This window comes from Mesorhizobium sp. M7A.F.Ca.US.010.02.1.1 (assembly GCF_004023085.1).
GTDB lineage: Bacteria > Pseudomonadota > Alphaproteobacteria > Rhizobiales > Rhizobiaceae > Mesorhizobium.
In genome coordinates this window covers 1-16,565 of the sequence record NZ_RZRV01000071.1, presented here as the reverse complement: position 1 = coordinate 16,565, position 16,565 = coordinate 1, and the positions used below count along the sequence as shown (strand labels likewise).

General features: G+C 61.3%; 13 protein-coding genes. 9 read left to right on the top strand and 4 right to left on the bottom strand.

Features of this window, described 5'->3' with window-relative positions; genetic code table 11:
• The 4 genes from EOA19_RS33655 to EOA19_RS33640 form a co-directional block, all read right to left on the bottom strand.
• A partial coding sequence (locus EOA19_RS33655; protein WP_164893117.1) for a 3-keto-5-aminohexanoate cleavage protein occupies positions 1-605 on the bottom strand: 605 nt, incomplete at its 3' end.
• A 31-nt stretch (positions 606-636) separates the two neighbouring features.
• A complete protein-coding gene (locus tag EOA19_RS33650; RefSeq protein ID WP_128306015.1) occupies positions 637-1,743 on the bottom strand; it encodes an ABC transporter ATP-binding protein in 1,107 nt (368 codons plus the stop codon).
• A complete protein-coding gene (locus EOA19_RS33645; protein ID WP_128306014.1) occupies positions 1,743-2,480 on the bottom strand; it encodes a GntR family transcriptional regulator in 738 nt (245 codons plus the stop codon). Before EOA19_RS33645 ends, EOA19_RS33650 begins: the two co-directional genes overlap by 1 nt.
• The gene (locus EOA19_RS33640) at positions 2,480-3,814 is read right to left on the bottom strand and encodes an aminotransferase class III-fold pyridoxal phosphate-dependent enzyme (RefSeq protein WP_128306013.1); all 1,335 of its coding nucleotides are present in this window, start codon (positions 3,812-3,814) and stop codon (positions 2,480-2,482) included. The genes EOA19_RS33645 and EOA19_RS33640 overlap by 1 nt, the downstream gene beginning before the upstream one ends.
• A 14-nt stretch (positions 3,815-3,828) precedes the next feature.
• On the opposite strand from EOA19_RS33640, the gene EOA19_RS33635 reads away from it, so the two are divergent.
• From EOA19_RS33635 to EOA19_RS33595, 9 genes are all read left to right on the top strand, one after another.
• On the top strand, positions 3,829-4,992 hold the full coding sequence (locus tag EOA19_RS33635) for an ABC transporter substrate-binding protein (protein WP_128306012.1): 1,164 nt from the start codon (positions 3,829-3,831) through the stop codon (positions 4,990-4,992).
• Between the two features lie 31 nt (positions 4,993-5,023).
• Positions 5,024-6,223 (top strand): ABC transporter permease, encoded by a 1,200-nt coding sequence (locus EOA19_RS33630; protein ID WP_164893116.1) that lies wholly within the window; start codon positions 5,024-5,026, stop codon positions 6,221-6,223.
• Positions 6,220-7,029 carry an ABC transporter permease gene (locus EOA19_RS33625; RefSeq protein ID WP_128306010.1) on the top strand — a complete coding sequence of 270 codons (810 nt, stop codon included), beginning with the start codon at positions 6,220-6,222 and terminating at the stop codon, positions 7,027-7,029. The genes EOA19_RS33630 and EOA19_RS33625 overlap by 4 nt, the downstream gene beginning before the upstream one ends.
• Positions 7,026-8,204 carry an amidohydrolase gene (locus tag EOA19_RS33620; RefSeq protein ID WP_128306009.1) on the top strand — a complete coding sequence of 393 codons (1,179 nt, stop codon included), beginning with the start codon at positions 7,026-7,028 and terminating at the stop codon, positions 8,202-8,204. Before EOA19_RS33625 ends, EOA19_RS33620 begins: the two co-directional genes overlap by 4 nt.
• The gene (locus EOA19_RS33615; RefSeq protein WP_128306008.1) at positions 8,204-9,637 is read left to right on the top strand and encodes an FAD-binding oxidoreductase; all 1,434 of its coding nucleotides are present in this window, start codon (positions 8,204-8,206) and stop codon (positions 9,635-9,637) included. The genes EOA19_RS33620 and EOA19_RS33615 overlap by 1 nt, the downstream gene beginning before the upstream one ends.
• 2 nt (positions 9,638-9,639) lie before the next feature.
• Positions 9,640-10,002, top strand: coding sequence for an AraC family ligand binding domain-containing protein (locus EOA19_RS33610; RefSeq protein ID WP_164893115.1), 363 nt, complete (start codon positions 9,640-9,642; stop codon positions 10,000-10,002).
• A gap of 93 nt (positions 10,003-10,095) precedes the next feature.
• On the top strand, positions 10,096-10,824 hold the full coding sequence (locus EOA19_RS33605; protein ID WP_245486445.1) for a response regulator transcription factor: 729 nt from the start codon (positions 10,096-10,098) through the stop codon (positions 10,822-10,824).
• Positions 10,825-11,141: 317 nt separating this feature from the next.
• Positions 11,142-14,687, top strand: a complete 3,546-nt coding sequence (locus EOA19_RS33600; protein WP_128306006.1) for a DUF5801 repeats-in-toxin domain-containing protein — start codon at positions 11,142-11,144, stop codon at positions 14,685-14,687.
• 81 nt (positions 14,688-14,768) lie between these two features.
• On the top strand, positions 14,769-16,538 hold the full coding sequence (locus tag EOA19_RS33595; RefSeq protein ID WP_128306016.1) for a type I secretion system permease/ATPase: 1,770 nt from the start codon (positions 14,769-14,771) through the stop codon (positions 16,536-16,538).
• Positions 16,539-16,565 lie beyond the last annotated feature (27 nt).

Sequence of the window (16,565 nt, the reverse complement as noted above, 5' to 3'; positions counted from 1 at the left end):
CCGAAGATCGTCTGGACGAAAAGCGGCGGCTTCAGCAGCTTGCGGTCTAGAAAGTGCGCAAGCGTGTAGAGGTGACTGACATCGTAGCACTCGAACTCGAATTTCGTGCCATAAGCCTGGCCGACTTCGACGATGATACGCTCGATCTGCTCGAACGTGTTGGAGACGATGCCCTTCTTTGTGTCTTCCAGGTAGCCCTTCTCCCAGTCGTACTTCCAGTCGGTGTATTTCGGCGCGATGTGGTGCAGGGCGAAATTCATAGATCCCATATTGAGCGAGCAGAGTTCCGGCTTCGAAGCGTGCGCGGCTTCAAGGCGCTCTTCGAGGGTCATCTTCAGCCCGCCGCCGGTGGAAATGTTCATCACGGCGTTGGTCTGCTGCTTGATGCGCGGCAGGAAATCCATAAACAACTTTGGATCAGGGGTAGGCTTGCCGGTCTCCGGATCGCGGGCATGCAGATGGATCACCGACGCTCCGGCTTCGGCTGCTCCGACGGCGGCGTCGACGATCTCGGACGGCGTTATCGGCAGATACGGGCTCATCGTCGGCGTGTGGATCGAGCCGGTGACCGCACAGGTGATGACGACTTTCGGCGATTTCTTCATGGTTGAACTCTCCCTTGTCTGCCTTTTGTTGTTATCTATCGAGCGCGAGGCAATCCTCACGACCACAGCCCAATCGAACCGCCTCGCCCGCATTGAGTTCGGACCGAGACGACGATGCCGCAAGCTTGACAATGAATTTCAGGCCGCCCGCCGTCACAGCGACGAGCCGGATGTGATCCCCGACATAAACGGACTGAACGACGGTTGCCGCAATCACGTTGAGGGCGGTGGAGCCATCGTGCAATAAGGACATGCGCTCGGGCCTGATCGACAGCGTCACCCTGGCGCCCGCAGGGGGCGTCGCGCCAGGGGAAATGGCGTTCAACACCAGATCGCCATCGTCGAGATGGACGGCCACGCCACCGTTTTCACCGCCGGCAAGCACGGTGCCGGACATGCGGTTGTTCTCGCCGATGAAGCTCGCCACAAAGCTGCCCGTCGGACGCTCATACAGTTCGCGTGGTGTCGAAAGCTGCTCGATGCGGCCGGCGCTGAACACCGCGACCCGGTCCGACATGGTCAGCGCCTCGGTCTGGTCGTGTGTCACATAAACGAACGTGACGCCAAGCCGGGCATGGATATCCTTGATTTCGAACTGCATCTGCTCGCGCAATTGCTTGTCGAGGGCGCCGAGCGGTTCGTCCATCAGCACAAGATTTGGTTCGAAGATCAGGGCGCGGGCAACCGCGACGCGTTGTTGCTGCCCACCCGAAAGCTGCGCCGGACGCCGGTTGCCGAATTCGGGCAACTGGACCATGTCGAGAACGTTCCTGACACGTCGCGTCACCTCGTCGCGGCCAAGTTTGCGGACCTCGAGCGGGAAAGCCAGGTTTTCGGCGACCGTCATGTGCGGGAAAAGCGCGTAGTTCTGGAACACCATGCCGATGCCGCGACGATTGGCGGGAACGTTGTCGATGCGCTGACCGTCAATGAGGATTTCGCCCTCGGTCGTATCTTCGAATCCCGCAAGCATCATCAACGCAGTCGTCTTGCCAGACCCGGAAGGCCCCAGCAGCGTCAGGAATTCGCCGCGCATGATTTCCAGGTCGAGCTGACGCACCGCCTGGACCGTCTGCCCGTAGCGCTTGCTGACGCCACGAAACTCGACATGAACCGGGCCACGCGGGGATCCGCCCATCACCGCGCCTGCGCCTTGGGATCACGGCGTGCCGAAGCCGGGCGTTTGCGCGCAGGCTGAGCCTCAGCCGCCGCGGCGGCGCGAAGAATGATGTCGGCGGCCTCGCGCAGATCGGCCACCAGCGCCTTGCGCGCAGCGGCGCCATCGGCGCGACGCAGCGCCGCGAGCATTTCGTCGTGATGGTCCAGGCCCAGGCCGTAGGTCACGTCCGAGCGGACGATGTTCAAGAACGGTCCTGCTTGCAGCCACAATTTCTCGATGATTTGCTGGATGAGAGGTGACCGCGCGGCATGGTACATCGTGAAATGGAAGCGCCTGTTCAAGCCGAGATAGCTAGCCATGACATTGCTCTCGACGCATACGCGCATCAGCCCGTTCAGCTTCGCCAATTCATCGAGTTCTTCGGGCGTGATGGTCGTCGCGGCCCACTCGGCCGCCGTTCCTTCGACGCTGCAGCGCACACGCACCAGATCCGAAATACGCGCCACCGTGGCCTCGGGGACGATGACGCCCCGATTTGGGTGGTCGAACATCGCCTCGTCGCTGACGAGTTGCCGCAAGGCCTCGCGCACCGGCATGGCGCTGGTCCGGTACTGTTCGGCAAGCTGTCGCACGACCAGTCTTTGGCCGGGCAGGAAGTCACCGTTCATCAGTGCTTCCTTCAAGCCCGTATGGACACGAACATGAGCTGTCTTTTGCGCGGCTGAGCCGGCACTGGCATCCTTGCGATCAAGCATCAGTTTGTCCGGCGCGGCAGTATTTTGAGGTTGCTCGACAGGAAATCGTCGAATGCGCCGGCGAAGCCGTCGAGTTCGGCGTCGCCAAATGGCAGTGACAACGCCAGCATGCCGCGCGGCGTCACGTAGTACCCTCGCAACAGCATTTCGATATGCCAAAGCGCAATCACCGATGGATCGGCGTCGTCGAGCCGCGCCGGCGTGTCCACCGGCCCCCTGACGAAATGCAGGTTCATCAACGACCCTCGCCCTATGACGATGCCCTCGACGTCATGCCTTTCAAGGGAGACGTTCATCGCTTCGCGCAGGCGGTCGCCGCGCGCATTGACCGCGCGGCTCGCCTCTTGCGTCAGCACCTGGGTCAGACCGGTGAAGCCAGCAGCCATGCTGAGAATATTGTTGTTGAACGTCCCACCATGCGAGAACGCACCGGGCAAAGCCGGATCGAAGCGATCGACGAGGTCGGCGCGTCCACCGAATGCGCCAAAACTAGCGCCGCCGCCGATATACTTGCCGAGCGTCACGAAATCGGGAAAAATCCCATGCGCCCCATGGAGCGCGCGGTAGTCGAGGCGCGAAGTCATGACCTCGTCGAAAATCAGCAGCGCGCCGGTCTCCTTCGTCGCCGCGCGCAGCGCTTCCAGGAATTCACGCGTCGCCGGGATGCAGCCGCCGCCGCCCATCATCGGCTCGACGATCACCGCGGCAAGCTCGTCGCCCTGTTCCTTTATGAGCGCCACGGCGCCTGCACTATCGTTGTAGTCGGCGAAGACAAAGGGGAACGGTAGATTGAGTGGCGAGCCGCCATGCGCAAAGGTGAGTACACCACCGTGGTAGCCCTCGCGGAATGCGAGTATCTTCGAGCGCTGCGTGATGGCGCGAGCCGCCGAAATAGCCATGATGTTGGCTTCAGTGCCGGAATTGCAAAAGCGAACGCGCTCGATGGCCGGAAAGCGGTCAACCACCGCGGCAGCCAGGCGCGCTTCGTAGCGGTTGGGCGCACCCAGCATGATGCCGCCCTCTATGACGTTCACCAGGGCCGCCGAAATCGCCTTGTCGGAATGACCGTAAAAACCGGCACTGTATTCCGAGACCAGGTCGACATAGATGTGCCCGTCCAGATCGGTCACCCTGCAGCCTTCGCCGGAAACAAACGATACGGGGAATGGCGGATACCATAGAACAGCCCTCGTATTGCCGCCCGGCAACGATGCCGCGGCCTCGTTCTGCCGCGCCAGGCTGTTCGGGTTGGCGTCAGCGAAACGCTGTCGGGCCTCGTCCAGAACAGCAGCGAGACTGACATTGGCGCGTACGTCTCTGGTGCCTTGCAGCATTCGATCAAATCCCTTTGGCTTTTTCACTTTTTTGCACCGTATCGCAAATTCCTGTTGCTAATCAACCAATTTTGCGCTTGAAATTTGATCAAATATACAACGAAAAAGAAAGGGGAACTGCAATGAGGACTTATCTGCAAACCGTATCTGCCGCCGCGATCTGCCTCGCGACCTCGACTTTTGCCGTGTCCGCGGCCGAACCCGTCACAGTGGTCGGCTGGGGTGGTACATGGGATAAGGCCTACAAGGATGGGGTCTGGGACAAGTACACCGAAAAGACGGGCGTTCCGATCGTCATGGAAGAATGGGGCGGCGAGGTCGCCAAGGTGCGTGCCCAGGTGCAGGCGGGCAACATCACTTATGACGTCGTCTCGGTCGAAGCGCCCGCCATGGAAGTCGGCTGCGCCGAAGGCCTGTTCGTTCCGCTGACGCCAGAAATCACAGGCGACGCGGCCAATTATTTGCCGGGCACCCTGCACGAATGCGGCGTCGCGTCTGATACCTGGGCCACGGTCCTTGCCTATAACACAGATGTCTACAAGGGCGACGCCGCGCCGAAGAGCTGGGCGGATTTTTGGAACGTCGAGAAATTTCCGGGAAAGCGCGGCCTCTACCAGCAGGCGCAGTTCACGCTGGAAAACGCGCTGATGGCCGACGGCGTTAAGCGCGAGGACATGTACAAGGTGCTGGGCACGCCGGAAGGCGTCGACCGGGCTTTCGCCATGCTCGACAAGATCAAGGCGCACGTCGTCTGGTGGTCCACAACGACGCAGGGCATCCAGAACCTCGACAGTGGTGAAGTGGCTCTCAGCGACGGGTTCAATGCGCGCATCACCAACGAAGCCATCAACGAGAAGAAACCCTATACGATCGCATGGGACGCTGGCTTCTTCTATGGCACCGACTACTGGGCGGTGGTGAAGGGCGCGCCGCACCAGCAGGCCGGGCTGGATCTCCTCAAGTGGTTCTCCATCCCTGAAAACCAGGCCGGCTTCTCGAAACTCTATGCCTATGGCACCGGCCGCAAGGAAGCCGCCGACCTCATTCCCGCGAATTGGAAGGCCAACCTGCCGACGTCGCCGGAGCACCTTCAGTACGGCGCCTCCTATGACAACGACTTCTGGACCGAGCACAAGGAAGCACTGGAAGAACGCTTCAAGGCCTGGCTCGCGAAGTAACCTAGGCATGTTGGTCGGGGCAAAGCCGGCTATGAAGCGGCGTCAACGGGGCGGCATGCTCGCCCTGTTGACGGCCCCGCTTATCCTGTTCGTCGTCATTCTGTTTCTGTGGCCGGTGGCGCGCTTCCTCGCTCTGGCCGTCGACAACTCGGATTTCTCGAACAACCTGCCGCGTACAATTGCCGCTCTGGCGGGCTGGAAAGCAGATAGCGGCCTGCCTGGCGAACCCGTCTTTGCAGCACTCGTCGAGGACCTGGCCGACGCGCGGCGCGCCGGGAAGGAAGGCGTCCTGGCGCAACTCGTGAACCAGCGCGTCGTCGGCAGCCGTTTCCTCGTCATCAAGACGGCAAAGGATGCGGCCGACGGCAAGCTGACTATGCGTCCCGTGCGCGACGAGGTGCTCTCCAAACAGGCCGGCTGGAAAGACATCGATCTCTGGCAGGTCATCGCGCGTCAACAAAGCGCGCGAACGGACTATTATCTGCTTGCGAGCCTGGACCTGAAGCGAGGCGCGGACAATTCGATCGAAGCCGTTTCCGCCGACCGCGCCATCTTCGTCGACGCGCTGCTGCGCACGATCTGGATCAGCATCGTGGTGACCGTCATCTGCGCGGTGCTCGCCGTGCCGCTGGCGCAGGCAATTGTCAGCGCGCCGCCGGCCTGGTCGAAGCTCATGTTCGCGCTGATCCTGTTTCCGCTCTGGACATCGCTGCTGGTGCGCACCGTCATCTGGATTATCGTGCTGCAGAAGAACGGACCCGTGAATTCCACGCTGCTTGGCCTCGGCATCGTCAGCGAGCCGCTCAATCTCATTTACACACGCTTTTCGCTCTATTTGGCGATGGTTCAGGTTCTGCTGCCCATGATGGTGCTCTCCGTCGTCGCTGTCATGCGGCGGGTTCCGACCACCTACATGCGCGCGGCACTTTCGCTGGGTGCGCCGTGGCTCACGGCATGGCGCCGCGTGCAGTTGCCGTTGATCCTGCCAGGAATCCTGTCTGGCGGGGCGATCGTTTTTGTCTTCGCTCTCGGCTATTACATCACCCCGACGCTTGTCGGCGGGCCGACCGACCAGATGATCTCCAGCTACATAGCTTTCTACACGAACAGCACACTGAACTGGGGCATGGGTGCAGCGCTTTCGCTGCAACTGCTGATGATCCTCGTCCTGTTTGCGTTGCTGTTCTGGACGGCGTCCGTCCTCTTCCGCCGCAAGGCGCATGTCGCATGAGCGCCGACCGCTTCCGGAAGTGGCTGATGTATGCCTATGCGGCGACGTTGCTGGCGTTCATCATCCTACCCCTGCTGATCGTGATCCCTATGTCGCTGACCTCGAGCAATTCGCTGGCATTTCCGACGCCGGGCTGGTCGCTGCGCTGGTATGCCGAACTGTGGGTCGACCAGCGTTGGCCGAACGCGCTGTGGAACTCGATCGTCATCGGGATATCCACCACGGTTCTGGCGTTGCTGCTCGGCATACCTGCGGCGATCGGACTCGCCTGGGGCAATTTTGCCGGCAAACGGATCCTCTACGCGGTCATCGCCGCGCCCTTGGTGACGCCGGTTGTCATCGTCGGCGTCGCGGCCTTTTCATTCTTCGCCACACTGGGACTCGTCGGTAACAAGCTATCGATCATTCTGGTGCATACGGCGATGGCCGTGCCTGTGATGCTGACGACTGTCGTCGCCAGCCTTTCGACCTTCGACCGGACATTGGTTCGCGCGGCGGCATCGCTCGGCGCCGGCACCATGCGCACATTCTTCAAGGTAGTGCTGCCGCTGATAGCGCCGGGCGTCATTACAGGGGCCATCATCGCCTTCATCATCTCTTTCGACGAAGTCGTCGTCGCAAGTTTCCTCTCGACAGGCGCGGAGCGAACCTTGCCTCGCATGATATTCTCCGGGGTTCGCGAGTCCATCAGCCCTGCTATCGCGGCCGTCGCTGTGCTGCTGATCGCCTTCTCGGCGACCCTGCTTGGTGTCATCGCCATCCTTCAGAGCCGCTCGCAAACTCTCCGCGCAAGGGCATCGGCATGAGACTGGTTCCATCGGTGCAGCAGTTGGAGACAGAGATGACGGCCTGGCGGCGGCATCTGCATGCCAATCCAGAACTCGGCTTCGAAGAGTTCGAGACGGCGCGTTTCGTGGCGGACAAACTGCGCTCGTGGGGCATCGAGACGATCGAAGGCGTCGGTCGGACAGGCGTCGTGGGTACGCTCAGGGGCAGGCTCGGCGCTGGTCGCGGGCTTGGCATCCGAGCCGACATGGACGCCCTGCCGATGACCGAGGCGCGGCCGCTGCCGCATGCGTCCCGCATTCCCGGGAGGATGCATGGCTGCGGCCATGACGGTCACACGACGATGCTGCTCGGCGCAGCCTCGGCGCTTGCCCGCTCGCCCGACTTCGCCGGCACCGTGCATTTCATTTTCCAGCCGGCCGAGGAGGGCCGAGGTGGGGCACTCGCCATGCTGAATGAGGGCCTTTTCGAGCGTTTCCCCTGCGATGAAGTCTACGCGCTGCACAATTGCGAACGGCCGCTGGGCGAGATCGCCGTCCACCATGAGACGGTGGCAGCGGCGGCCGATCGCTTCGAGATCGTCGTGCATGGAAGGGGCGGCCATGCGGCGATGCCGCATCTTGCGATCAATCCACTTCCCAGCGCCGCGCGCATCCTGCTGGCGATAGAAGCCCTGCCCGGACGCCTGACCGATGTGCACTCTCCGGCAATCGTCACCGTTGGCTGCCTGCGCGCCGGCGAAGCCTTCAACACCATCCCCGATGCGGCGTTTCTGACCGGCACCGTGCGCACCTTCGACCATCAGGTTCAAAAGACGCTGGAGACGGCAATCCGCCGCATCGCGAAAAACGAGGCTGAAGCTTTTGGCGCCAGCGTCGATATTCGCTACGAAACGCCCTTCGCGCCGACGATCAACACTCCGGCGCAAGCCGACGCGATGATCGCGATTGCGAACGAGGTGATGGGCTCGGAACGTCTCGTCGTCGATCCGCCTCCCGAGATGGGTTCTGAAGATTTCTGCTACATGTTGGAACAGCGGCCGGGCTGCTATTTCTTGCTTGGCCAGGCGGACGACGCGCACCAGGCCGCCGCGCACGACACCAATTACGATTTTAACGACGCTATCCTGCCGATGGGCGCCAGTCTTTGGGTCAGGCTGGTGGAGCGCCGCCTGTCCGCGGCAGGCGCATCGTGATGCAGTTGCCGGAAAAAGACATCCGCTGGCGGAGCCATTGGCTGCGGCAGGCATTGCCCGAGGACCCGGACCTTGCGCCTCCGCTCCAAGAGACAACGCAGGCCGACATCTGCATCGTTGGCGGCGGGTATCTCGGACTGTGGACCGCCATTCGCCTCAAGCAGCACAATCCAGGCTTCGATGTTGTCATTGTAGAGCGCGACATTTGTGGTGGTGGCCCGAGCGGCCGCAATTCCGGAATGGTGCTTTCGGCATGGACCAAATACAGCGCGCTTGCCGCGCTACGCGACGGAAACGACGCGCTTTCGATCATCAAGGCATCCGAAGCCGCGATCGGCGGCATCGAGGCTTTCTGCAAGGCCGAGGCAATCGACGCCTGGTTCGATCGCGTCGGCTGGATTTGGGGCGCTACGTGCGAAGCACAGCTTGGCGCCTGGGACGACGCGTTAAACAAGCTGGCAGCGCATGGCTACGCCCCGGCGCGGCGAGTTTCGCGCCCTGAGATCGCGGCAATGGCCGGTACGACGAGCCACCTTGGCGGTGCGTTCGACGCTTCGTCGGCAACTGTGCATCCAGGGTTCCTGGTGCGCGGCCTGCGTCGTGCAGCGCTGAACCGCGGCGTTCGGATCTATGAAAAGTCGCCGATGAAGCGGTTTTCACGACGTGGCAAGCTCACGGTGGAAACGGCGAAAGGAACTGTGTCCTGCGGCAAGGTCGTGCTTGCCATGAATGCCTGGTCCGGCGCGATTCCGGAACTGGCCCCTGCGATCTTCAACATCTCCAGCGACGACGCCATGTCACAGCCCATTCCAGACCTTCTCGACAAGGTCGGCTACCGCCGGGCGCCGCTGATGATCGATTCCCGCGTCTTCGTTGGCGGTTGGTCTCCGACGCGCGATGGTCGGCTGTCCGTCGGCGTCAGCGGTGGCGTCATTGGCTTCGGCGGCATCGTCGACCAGCGTTTCCATGGCCTGTCGCCACGGGTCGCCGAAATGCGTCGTGCGCTGCGGGATGGCCACCCGGCGCTCGCCGATTTCCCGCTCGAGACATCGTGGAACGGCCCGATCGACCGGACGGTCAGCGGCGTGCCGCTGTTCGGCGCTTTGCCCGCTAACCGCGATGTCGTTTACGGCTACGGCTTTTCCGGCAATGGCACGACAATGGCTTATATCGGCGGCGAGATCCTCACCGGCCTGCTGACTGACGGCGAATCGGAACTGACGCATTCGGCGCTGGTGCGTCCGGTGGCGCGCGGTTTCCCGCCCGAACCCTTTCGCTTCGTCGGTGCGCATTTCGTCCGTGGCGCGGTGCGTCGGCGCGACGATCTCGAACATGCCGGACGCAAGCTGGATCCGGTGACGAGATGGCTCGCCGGGCTGGCTCCGTCCGGCGTCACTCCTTCCAAAGCCAATCTTCGCGCAAAGAAAGGATGACAATGTCCAAGGCCAAGATTTTCAAGCACAGCGAGTTGACTCTGAAGCCATCAGTCACGCCGACCGGAACGTCGTCGATCGCGCGCGTCATCAATGCCGAGATCAGCCGGACCATGGGCGGTGGCATCGAGTATCTGGAGAACGCCTCGATCGACTGGACCGTGACCTATGACGAGGTGCTGTTCATCCATGAAGGCACGCTGACGATCGAACTGGATGACGGCCGCCACGAATGCCGCCCTGGCGACATCGTCTGGCTGCCCAATGGCACGCATCTGAAATACATCGCAACCGAACGCACCGGCTATTTTTACTGCCTGTACCCGTACGACTGGGCCGCGCGGCAAGGGACGTTAGAACCTTGAAGTGACAGGCATATCATAGGTTGGCCTTTCACGGCGCCGGGCCGCCTGGCAGAAGCGGGTCGTTATTATAGCAATATGTATATTAGCTATTTCTTGACAATCGATCCAGGCTCTGATTTCCTGATTAACGGGTACTTAACCAAGTTCGTTGCGTTTGTTACGGACGGTGTTCGCATGTCGACGTTGGTCGTGGCGGACCCGCGAGGGGTATATCTCGCCGGTCTGGAATGGGTTTTGCAGAAGGCTGGACACGATGTTGTCGCCCAGTGCCGCCGCCCTGTGGACGTTCTCGCTCATGTGGAGCGCCATCAGCCTGATATCGTCATCGTGGGCGTGGATCTCGCGGACCAGCAAACATCAGGTCTCTCCTCACGGCTGAAGGCCGGCAACAGCGCTCTCGGCATCATCTTCATCGTGCAGCCAACCGGCAGGCTCGATGTCAAGGAGATACAGACGCTCGACGTCGACGGCCTGTTTCTGGACGGCATCAGCCACCGCTTTCTCATCGAATGCGTGAATGCGGTGGCAACAGGCAAGAAGTGGATCGACAACAAGATCGTCCAGCAGCTGCTGATGCCCGGATCGCAGCCGCAGCCAATGTCCAGGCTGACCGGGCGGGAGACCGAAATCGCCGATCTCGTCTCGCGCGGGTTGCGCAACAAGACCATCGCGCAGCGGCTGCATTTATCCGAAGGCACGGTGAAGATGCACCTGCATCACGTCTACGAGAAGCTGCACCTCGGCGGCCGGGCGGAACTTGCCTGGATGACGCACGGAAAAGGCGCCGGGCGTCCAGGAACGGGCCGAACCGGCCTGCTCTGAACACTCTCCACTCGCACCGACATTGTACGCACGGCAACGGCCGGAGAGCCGTCTGACGGCATCCGGCTCGTGCCTACGCGACCTCCCGCAGCGCCCGCCAGCCTGATCTATTGAAGGATATATATCGTTCGATCAGGCGCGGACATTGACCGCAATACTATCCAAGCGGGAATGGACGCGCCCTCTGCGCCGGCGGCACAATGAAGTTGGAGGGGCGCATTTCAGTATGCGACCGGATGCACTGGGGTAGGTGCATCTTCGGCGTTTGGGGGCTGCATCCCTTTTCCAGAAAGCATTTTGAACCAAGGAGAATCTCCATGGCACTCGACATCGTAGCTCAAGACATCATCATCGACGAGACCATCGGTTTTACGGACGATGATATTAACCCGGCCATTCCGCCGTACGACACCAATACCACGGTGCAATATCTCCTGGGTCTCGACGACGCGGGCGGGCTGGCTTCACCGCAGGTCGCCTTCCAGGCCAACTTCGTGGAGGCCTCGGCGACCTCAGGGGAAACCATCACCTCGGTCGTTCTCACGCAGAACGACTCGGGAACTCCATTTTCCACCACCGTTGGCGTGTACAGCGGCATTCAGACAGTTGACGGCAAATATGTCTGGCTGTTCCAGGACCAAACGCATCCAAACGTCGTGATCGGCGTTATCGGTACCTCTGCCAGTATCGCACCTGCTGCGAACGGCCCGCTCGCCTTCTCGTTTGGGCTGGTCAGCACGAGCAATACCAATGCGGACCTGTACCTGGTCCAGTACGTGGCGTTGATGAATCCGGATCCTGACAAGGCGGACGTCGATCTAATCGATCTGAGCGGCAAGGTGTATGCCTCGGTCACGGGAACCTCCGTGCTCAATTTCAGCCAGCTTGGTGACGCCCCTCCTGGACACAACAAGTGGTATATCCTGGACGCCGATGTTGCGAGCACGCAGAAGATTCTCGTCACGGCGCACGACAATGGCGTGCAAGCTGAAGTCAACGTCAGCACGCAAGGCCTGGGTGTCTCATCTCAAGACGTGCGCTTTGGCCGTGACCTTCAGATCGACCTGATCAATGGCGGCACCCAGAGCGCGGGTAAGAACTTTACCAATACGCCCACCGCGCCAGACTACGGCACCCACATCGAGACCGTCTCCAGCGCGGGTTTCTCGATTTCACAGTCCACGCCGACCAACACCAAGGCCGACATCGAGATCCACGCCTATAATGAAGCCGGCAACGAAGAGGGCGCTGCGTTCCCCGGTGATGCCCTCGGTACGGAGATCAATATCACCGGCGTGACGTTCAAACTGAACGGCGTCACGATGACTGCCGCACAACTCGGCATCACGGTCGATCTCACCGGCACTGGAGCGATCCTACAGGATGTCGGCGAGGGCGTGACGGTCGATTTCACGACCGCGGGTGGGGTTGGCGGAACCTTTGATCGCTTCACCATCAAGAATATCGACACCGAGAAAGACTATTTCGATGTCAAGGAAGTCCACTTTGCTGGCAACGTAGCCAACGCCTATAACGAAGAGGTCGGCTCCTTCATCAACTTCGATGACGACGGGCCTAGCATTTCGACAACGGGTATTGTGCCGGACCTCACGGTAGACGAATCCAATTTTGCCGGAAACGACTCGCACAGCTTCGCCGGTAACTTCGCACCCGTTCCCGGTGCAGACGGCGATGACGTTGCCTACGCACTTAGCATCGGCAACGTTGACAGCGGCCTCGTCGACACGCTGACCAGTACCCCGGTCACGCTGTCAGTCGTCGGCGGTGTCGTCATCGGTGAAAACGGTAATGGCGACGAAGTATTCCGCGTCAGCGTGGATGCCGCCACCGGTGTCGTGACTCTCGACCAGTCCCGCTCGGTTGTTCACTCGGATCATACCAGCGCCGATGAGAGCGTATCGCTGGCAGCCGGCATCATTGTCCTGATGGCGACCATCACGGATGGCGATGGTGATACTGCCGCCGCGCCGCTGGAAATCGGTGACCATCTGATCTTCAAGGACGACGGCCCGAGCATCACGGCCGATGGCACAGAGCCGACGATCACGGTCGACGAGTCCAGCTTGGGTGACAATAGCGCGAGCTTCTCGGCGGCGTTCACCTCGAATGCCGGTGCCGATGGCGACGCCATCAGCTATGTGCTTGACATCAACCAGGTCACCAACGATAGCGGCCTAACCGACACCTTAACCGGTGAGGCGGTCCTCCTCTCGGTCAATGGCGCCGGTGCCGTGGAAGGCCGCACCGCCGGCACCGGCGACCTCGTGTTCACGGTCAGCGTCAGCGCCGCCGGCCTTGTGACACTCGATCAGGCGCGTTCTGTCATACACTCGCCCGACAGCGGACCGGATCAGGCAACGACGTTGGCGTCCGATGATCTCGTCACTTTGACGGCGACCATCACCGACGGTGACGGCGATCAAGACGACGACACTGTCAACATTGGCACTAGCCTCATCTTCAAGGACGATGCTCCGACGATCACGGTGCCGTTCGACGGTGATGCATCCGGTGGTGGTAGCGATGGTACCCACGAAACCCTGGCCAACGCGGCCGGCGCAACGGCTTCCGGTGCTTTCGGCTACGACATCGGGGCGGATGCTCGCCCGGATTTGTACTACGACGCCACGCACTCTGACTTTGTCGATAGCAATGGCGACCCGCTTGATGGCGTCCAAATTGCACTCACCGGCACGATCACCGGCGGAGGCGGAGGCAATCTCATCACCTCGAACGTCACGCTCGCGTCAGAGGACTCTCATTTGGCGACGTTCAACTTCACCTTCACCTATGACAAGGACCCAGCGGATGACGTCCAGACCGGCACCGCGGACGGCACCCTCCTCTTCAACAAGGATGACGGCACTTATACCATCACCCTGGCCGACCCGCTCGAAGGCTTCAGCTTCGACGTGCTGCACACCAATGAGTTGTTGGCCAAGGCGCCCATCGGCAACACAGGACACCCGCTGATCGTCGCCGAGCAACTGACGCCTGACGGGGATCCGAATCCGTTCTTCGTGCAGTTCACCGCAAACTCGACAACCAACTCCATCAAGTTCGGCTTCAACTCGACCGGCGACGGAGCGGCGATCGGTGACACCACGTTCAACAACGCCGGTGCCACCCACGATATGATCACCAACGTCCACGAAGACTGGGTGTCTGCAACCCAGGCGACGAACGGGGTCGCCGGCGACACAATCCAGAAGGGTGAAGCTCTGACCTTGCGGTTCTTCGACGAGAACATTTTGGGCGATGTGAACCCGAAGGCGCCCAATGGTGGTACTGAGCAGCTTGACCCGACCGCGAGCGCCAGTGGCGTCGTCATCAAGTTCGACGGCATCGGCAACAGCGAGGACCTGGTCCTGATCCTCGATCTCAAAGATGCCAACGGCAATGAGATCACAAGGGCGGTCAATGTAGAGAATTCGGACCTGATCAAGGGCAACGCCAATGTCCCCTTCCCATACAACACCGAGTTCACGCTCGATAACAACGATGCCCTCCTGATCTTGGAGAGCAACGACTACAATGATGGCACCGAGACGTTCCAGATACAGGGCGTGCAGATCATGCAGAGCGCCAATGGGCTGACGGGTGACGCCATAAACCTGAATGGAGCCATCGGAGCGGGCGGTGACAGCAATGCCACCTCTGGTCTATCGGCTTGGGACACGACCGATAACGATGTTCTGAAGATCGTGGACATCGGGTTTGTGCAGCAGACCAGTGGGACTGTCGATGCCAGCCTCGACTTCGCCTTCAATGTGGCGGACGCGGACGGGGACCTGACCCCGATTCTGCCCGAGCAGTCGCACATACTTGTCGACGTCGCCTGACACTTGACCAGTGGGGGCAGCTGCTGCTGCCCCCTGCAATCCCTCGCACGGGATGTCATTCCGCACACCAGAGAAATAACGATGAAAACCAAGCAACAGCCCCCTGCCCTGCAGGTGGTGATGAAAGAGGCAAGACGCGCCATCCGGCCGCTGATCTGGTTCAGCGGCGGCATCAACGTGCTGATGCTGACCGGGGCGCTTTACATGCTCCAGGTTTACCACCGCGTGTTGTCTAGCCACAGCCTGGAAACGCTGGTGATGCTGTCGCTGATGGCGGCCGGCGCACTCGCGACGATGGCTGGGCTGGAGGTGGTGCGCGGGCGTCTTCTGGCCAAGGTCGGTTCCTGGATGAATGCGCGGCTGGGACCGGTTCTGCTGACTGCATCGGTGGAATACGCCGCCTCGGCGCCCGGTCATGCCAACGCCCGTCCGCTGCGCGACCTGGATCAAGTGCGGAATTTCTTCACCAGCCCGAGCATCTTCCCGATTCTAGACGCGCCTTGGGCACCGTTGTTTTTCGCCGCCATATTCGTCATGCACCCCTGGCTGGGCTGGTTGGCGCTGTGCGGCGGGATTGTCCTCTTTGCGTTGGCGTTGCTCAACGAATACGTCACACGCAAACCATTGACCGAGGCTGCAAATGCGCAGTCGCGGGCCTATGTGCAGGCCGAGGCGGCGATCCGCAACGCCGAGGTCGTCCAGGCGATGGGTATGCTAAAGCCACTGATGGAGGGCTGGAAGGCACAGCAGGACGAGGCAAACAGAGGACAGGTTCTTGCCGCCAACCGTGGCGGCGTTATCGCGGCCATCGCGCGTTGTCACCGGCTGGCCCTGCAAATGGCCATACTCGGCCTTGGCGCCTATCTGGTCCTTCGCAACGAGGCCTCGCCAGGCATCATGATCTCCGCCTCGATCCTGATGGGCCGCGCATTGTCGCCGGTCGAGCAAGCCATCGGCACCTGGAAGGCGACGGTTGGGGCGCGTGCCGCCTACCGGCGTCTCACCGCTGTGGCCGGACAGCACCGGGAGGCCACACCGGCCCTGCCGCTACCACGACCGAAAGGCAGGTTCGAGGCCGAGAACCTTGTGCTTGCCCGACAGGGTGGCGAGCATATCCTGAAAGGCATCAACTTCCGCCTGGAGCCCGGTGAAGCGATGGCGTTGATCGGCCCGAGCGGGGCCGGCAAGACGAGCCTGGCGCGCATACTCGCCGGCGCCTGGCGCCCGTCCGCGGGGCGCGCCTTGCTGGACGGAACGGATGTTGCCCAATGGGCGGCGGAGGACCGTGGCCGTCATGTCGGCTATCTGCCGCAGGACATCGAACTCTTCGCCGGCACCGTGTCCGAAAATATTTGCCGCTTCGCGACTCTCAATCCGGCGGTCTTCAACAAGGTGGTCGAGGCCGCGCAGTTGGCGGGAGTCCACGAGCTGATCAAAGGACTGCCGAAGGCATACGGGACCGAGATCGGCGAAGCGGGTGCGATACTGTCGGGCGGACAGCGCCAGCGCATCGGGCTGGCGCGGGCACTCTACGGCGCCCCCACGCTGCTTATCCTCGACGAACCCAATTCCAACCTCGACAGGGAGGGCGAGGAGGCATTGATTGCCGCTCTCGGCGTGGCCAAGGCGACGAACACAACCGTTATTCTGATAGCGCACCGCGCCAACATTTTGGACAAGGTAGACAAGATACTGGTGCTCAACAGGGGTCAGCAAGATCTCTTCGGGCCGCGCGACCATGTCTTCAACGAACTCGCCAATCGCGCCAGCAAGGTGGCCCATCTGCCCAAGGCGGCCCAGTTGCCTACCCTCGAAATGGTCAAGGAAATCAAAGAGGTCAAGGAAGCATGAGCCGCCCCCCGCAATTGAACGTCTGTC

Bases quoted from the DNA above. Each gene is read 5' to 3' on its own strand.
- EOA19_RS33650 (WP_128306015.1), bottom strand. From the start codon at position 1,743: ATGGGCGGATCCCCGCGTGGCCCGGTTCATGTCGAGTTTCGTGGCGTC.
- EOA19_RS33645 (WP_128306014.1), bottom strand. From the start codon at position 2,480: ATGCTTGATCGCAAGGATGCCAGTGCCGGCTCAGCCGCGCAAAAGACA.
- EOA19_RS33640 (WP_128306013.1), bottom strand. From the start codon at position 3,814: ATGCTGCAAGGCACCAGAGACGTACGCGCCAATGTCAGTCTCGCTGCT.
- EOA19_RS33630 (WP_164893116.1), top strand. From the start codon at position 5,024: ATGAAGCGGCGTCAACGGGGCGGCATGCTCGCCCTGTTGACGGCCCCG.
- EOA19_RS33625 (WP_128306010.1), top strand. From the start codon at position 6,220: ATGAGCGCCGACCGCTTCCGGAAGTGGCTGATGTATGCCTATGCGGCG.
- EOA19_RS33620 (WP_128306009.1), top strand. From the start codon at position 7,026: ATGAGACTGGTTCCATCGGTGCAGCAGTTGGAGACAGAGATGACGGCC.
- EOA19_RS33615 (WP_128306008.1), top strand. From the start codon at position 8,204: ATGCAGTTGCCGGAAAAAGACATCCGCTGGCGGAGCCATTGGCTGCGG.
- EOA19_RS33610 (WP_164893115.1), top strand. From the start codon at position 9,640: ATGTCCAAGGCCAAGATTTTCAAGCACAGCGAGTTGACTCTGAAGCCA.
- EOA19_RS33600 (WP_128306006.1), top strand. From the start codon at position 11,142: ATGGCACTCGACATCGTAGCTCAAGACATCATCATCGACGAGACCATC.
- EOA19_RS33595 (WP_128306016.1), top strand. From the start codon at position 14,769: ATGAAAACCAAGCAACAGCCCCCTGCCCTGCAGGTGGTGATGAAAGAG.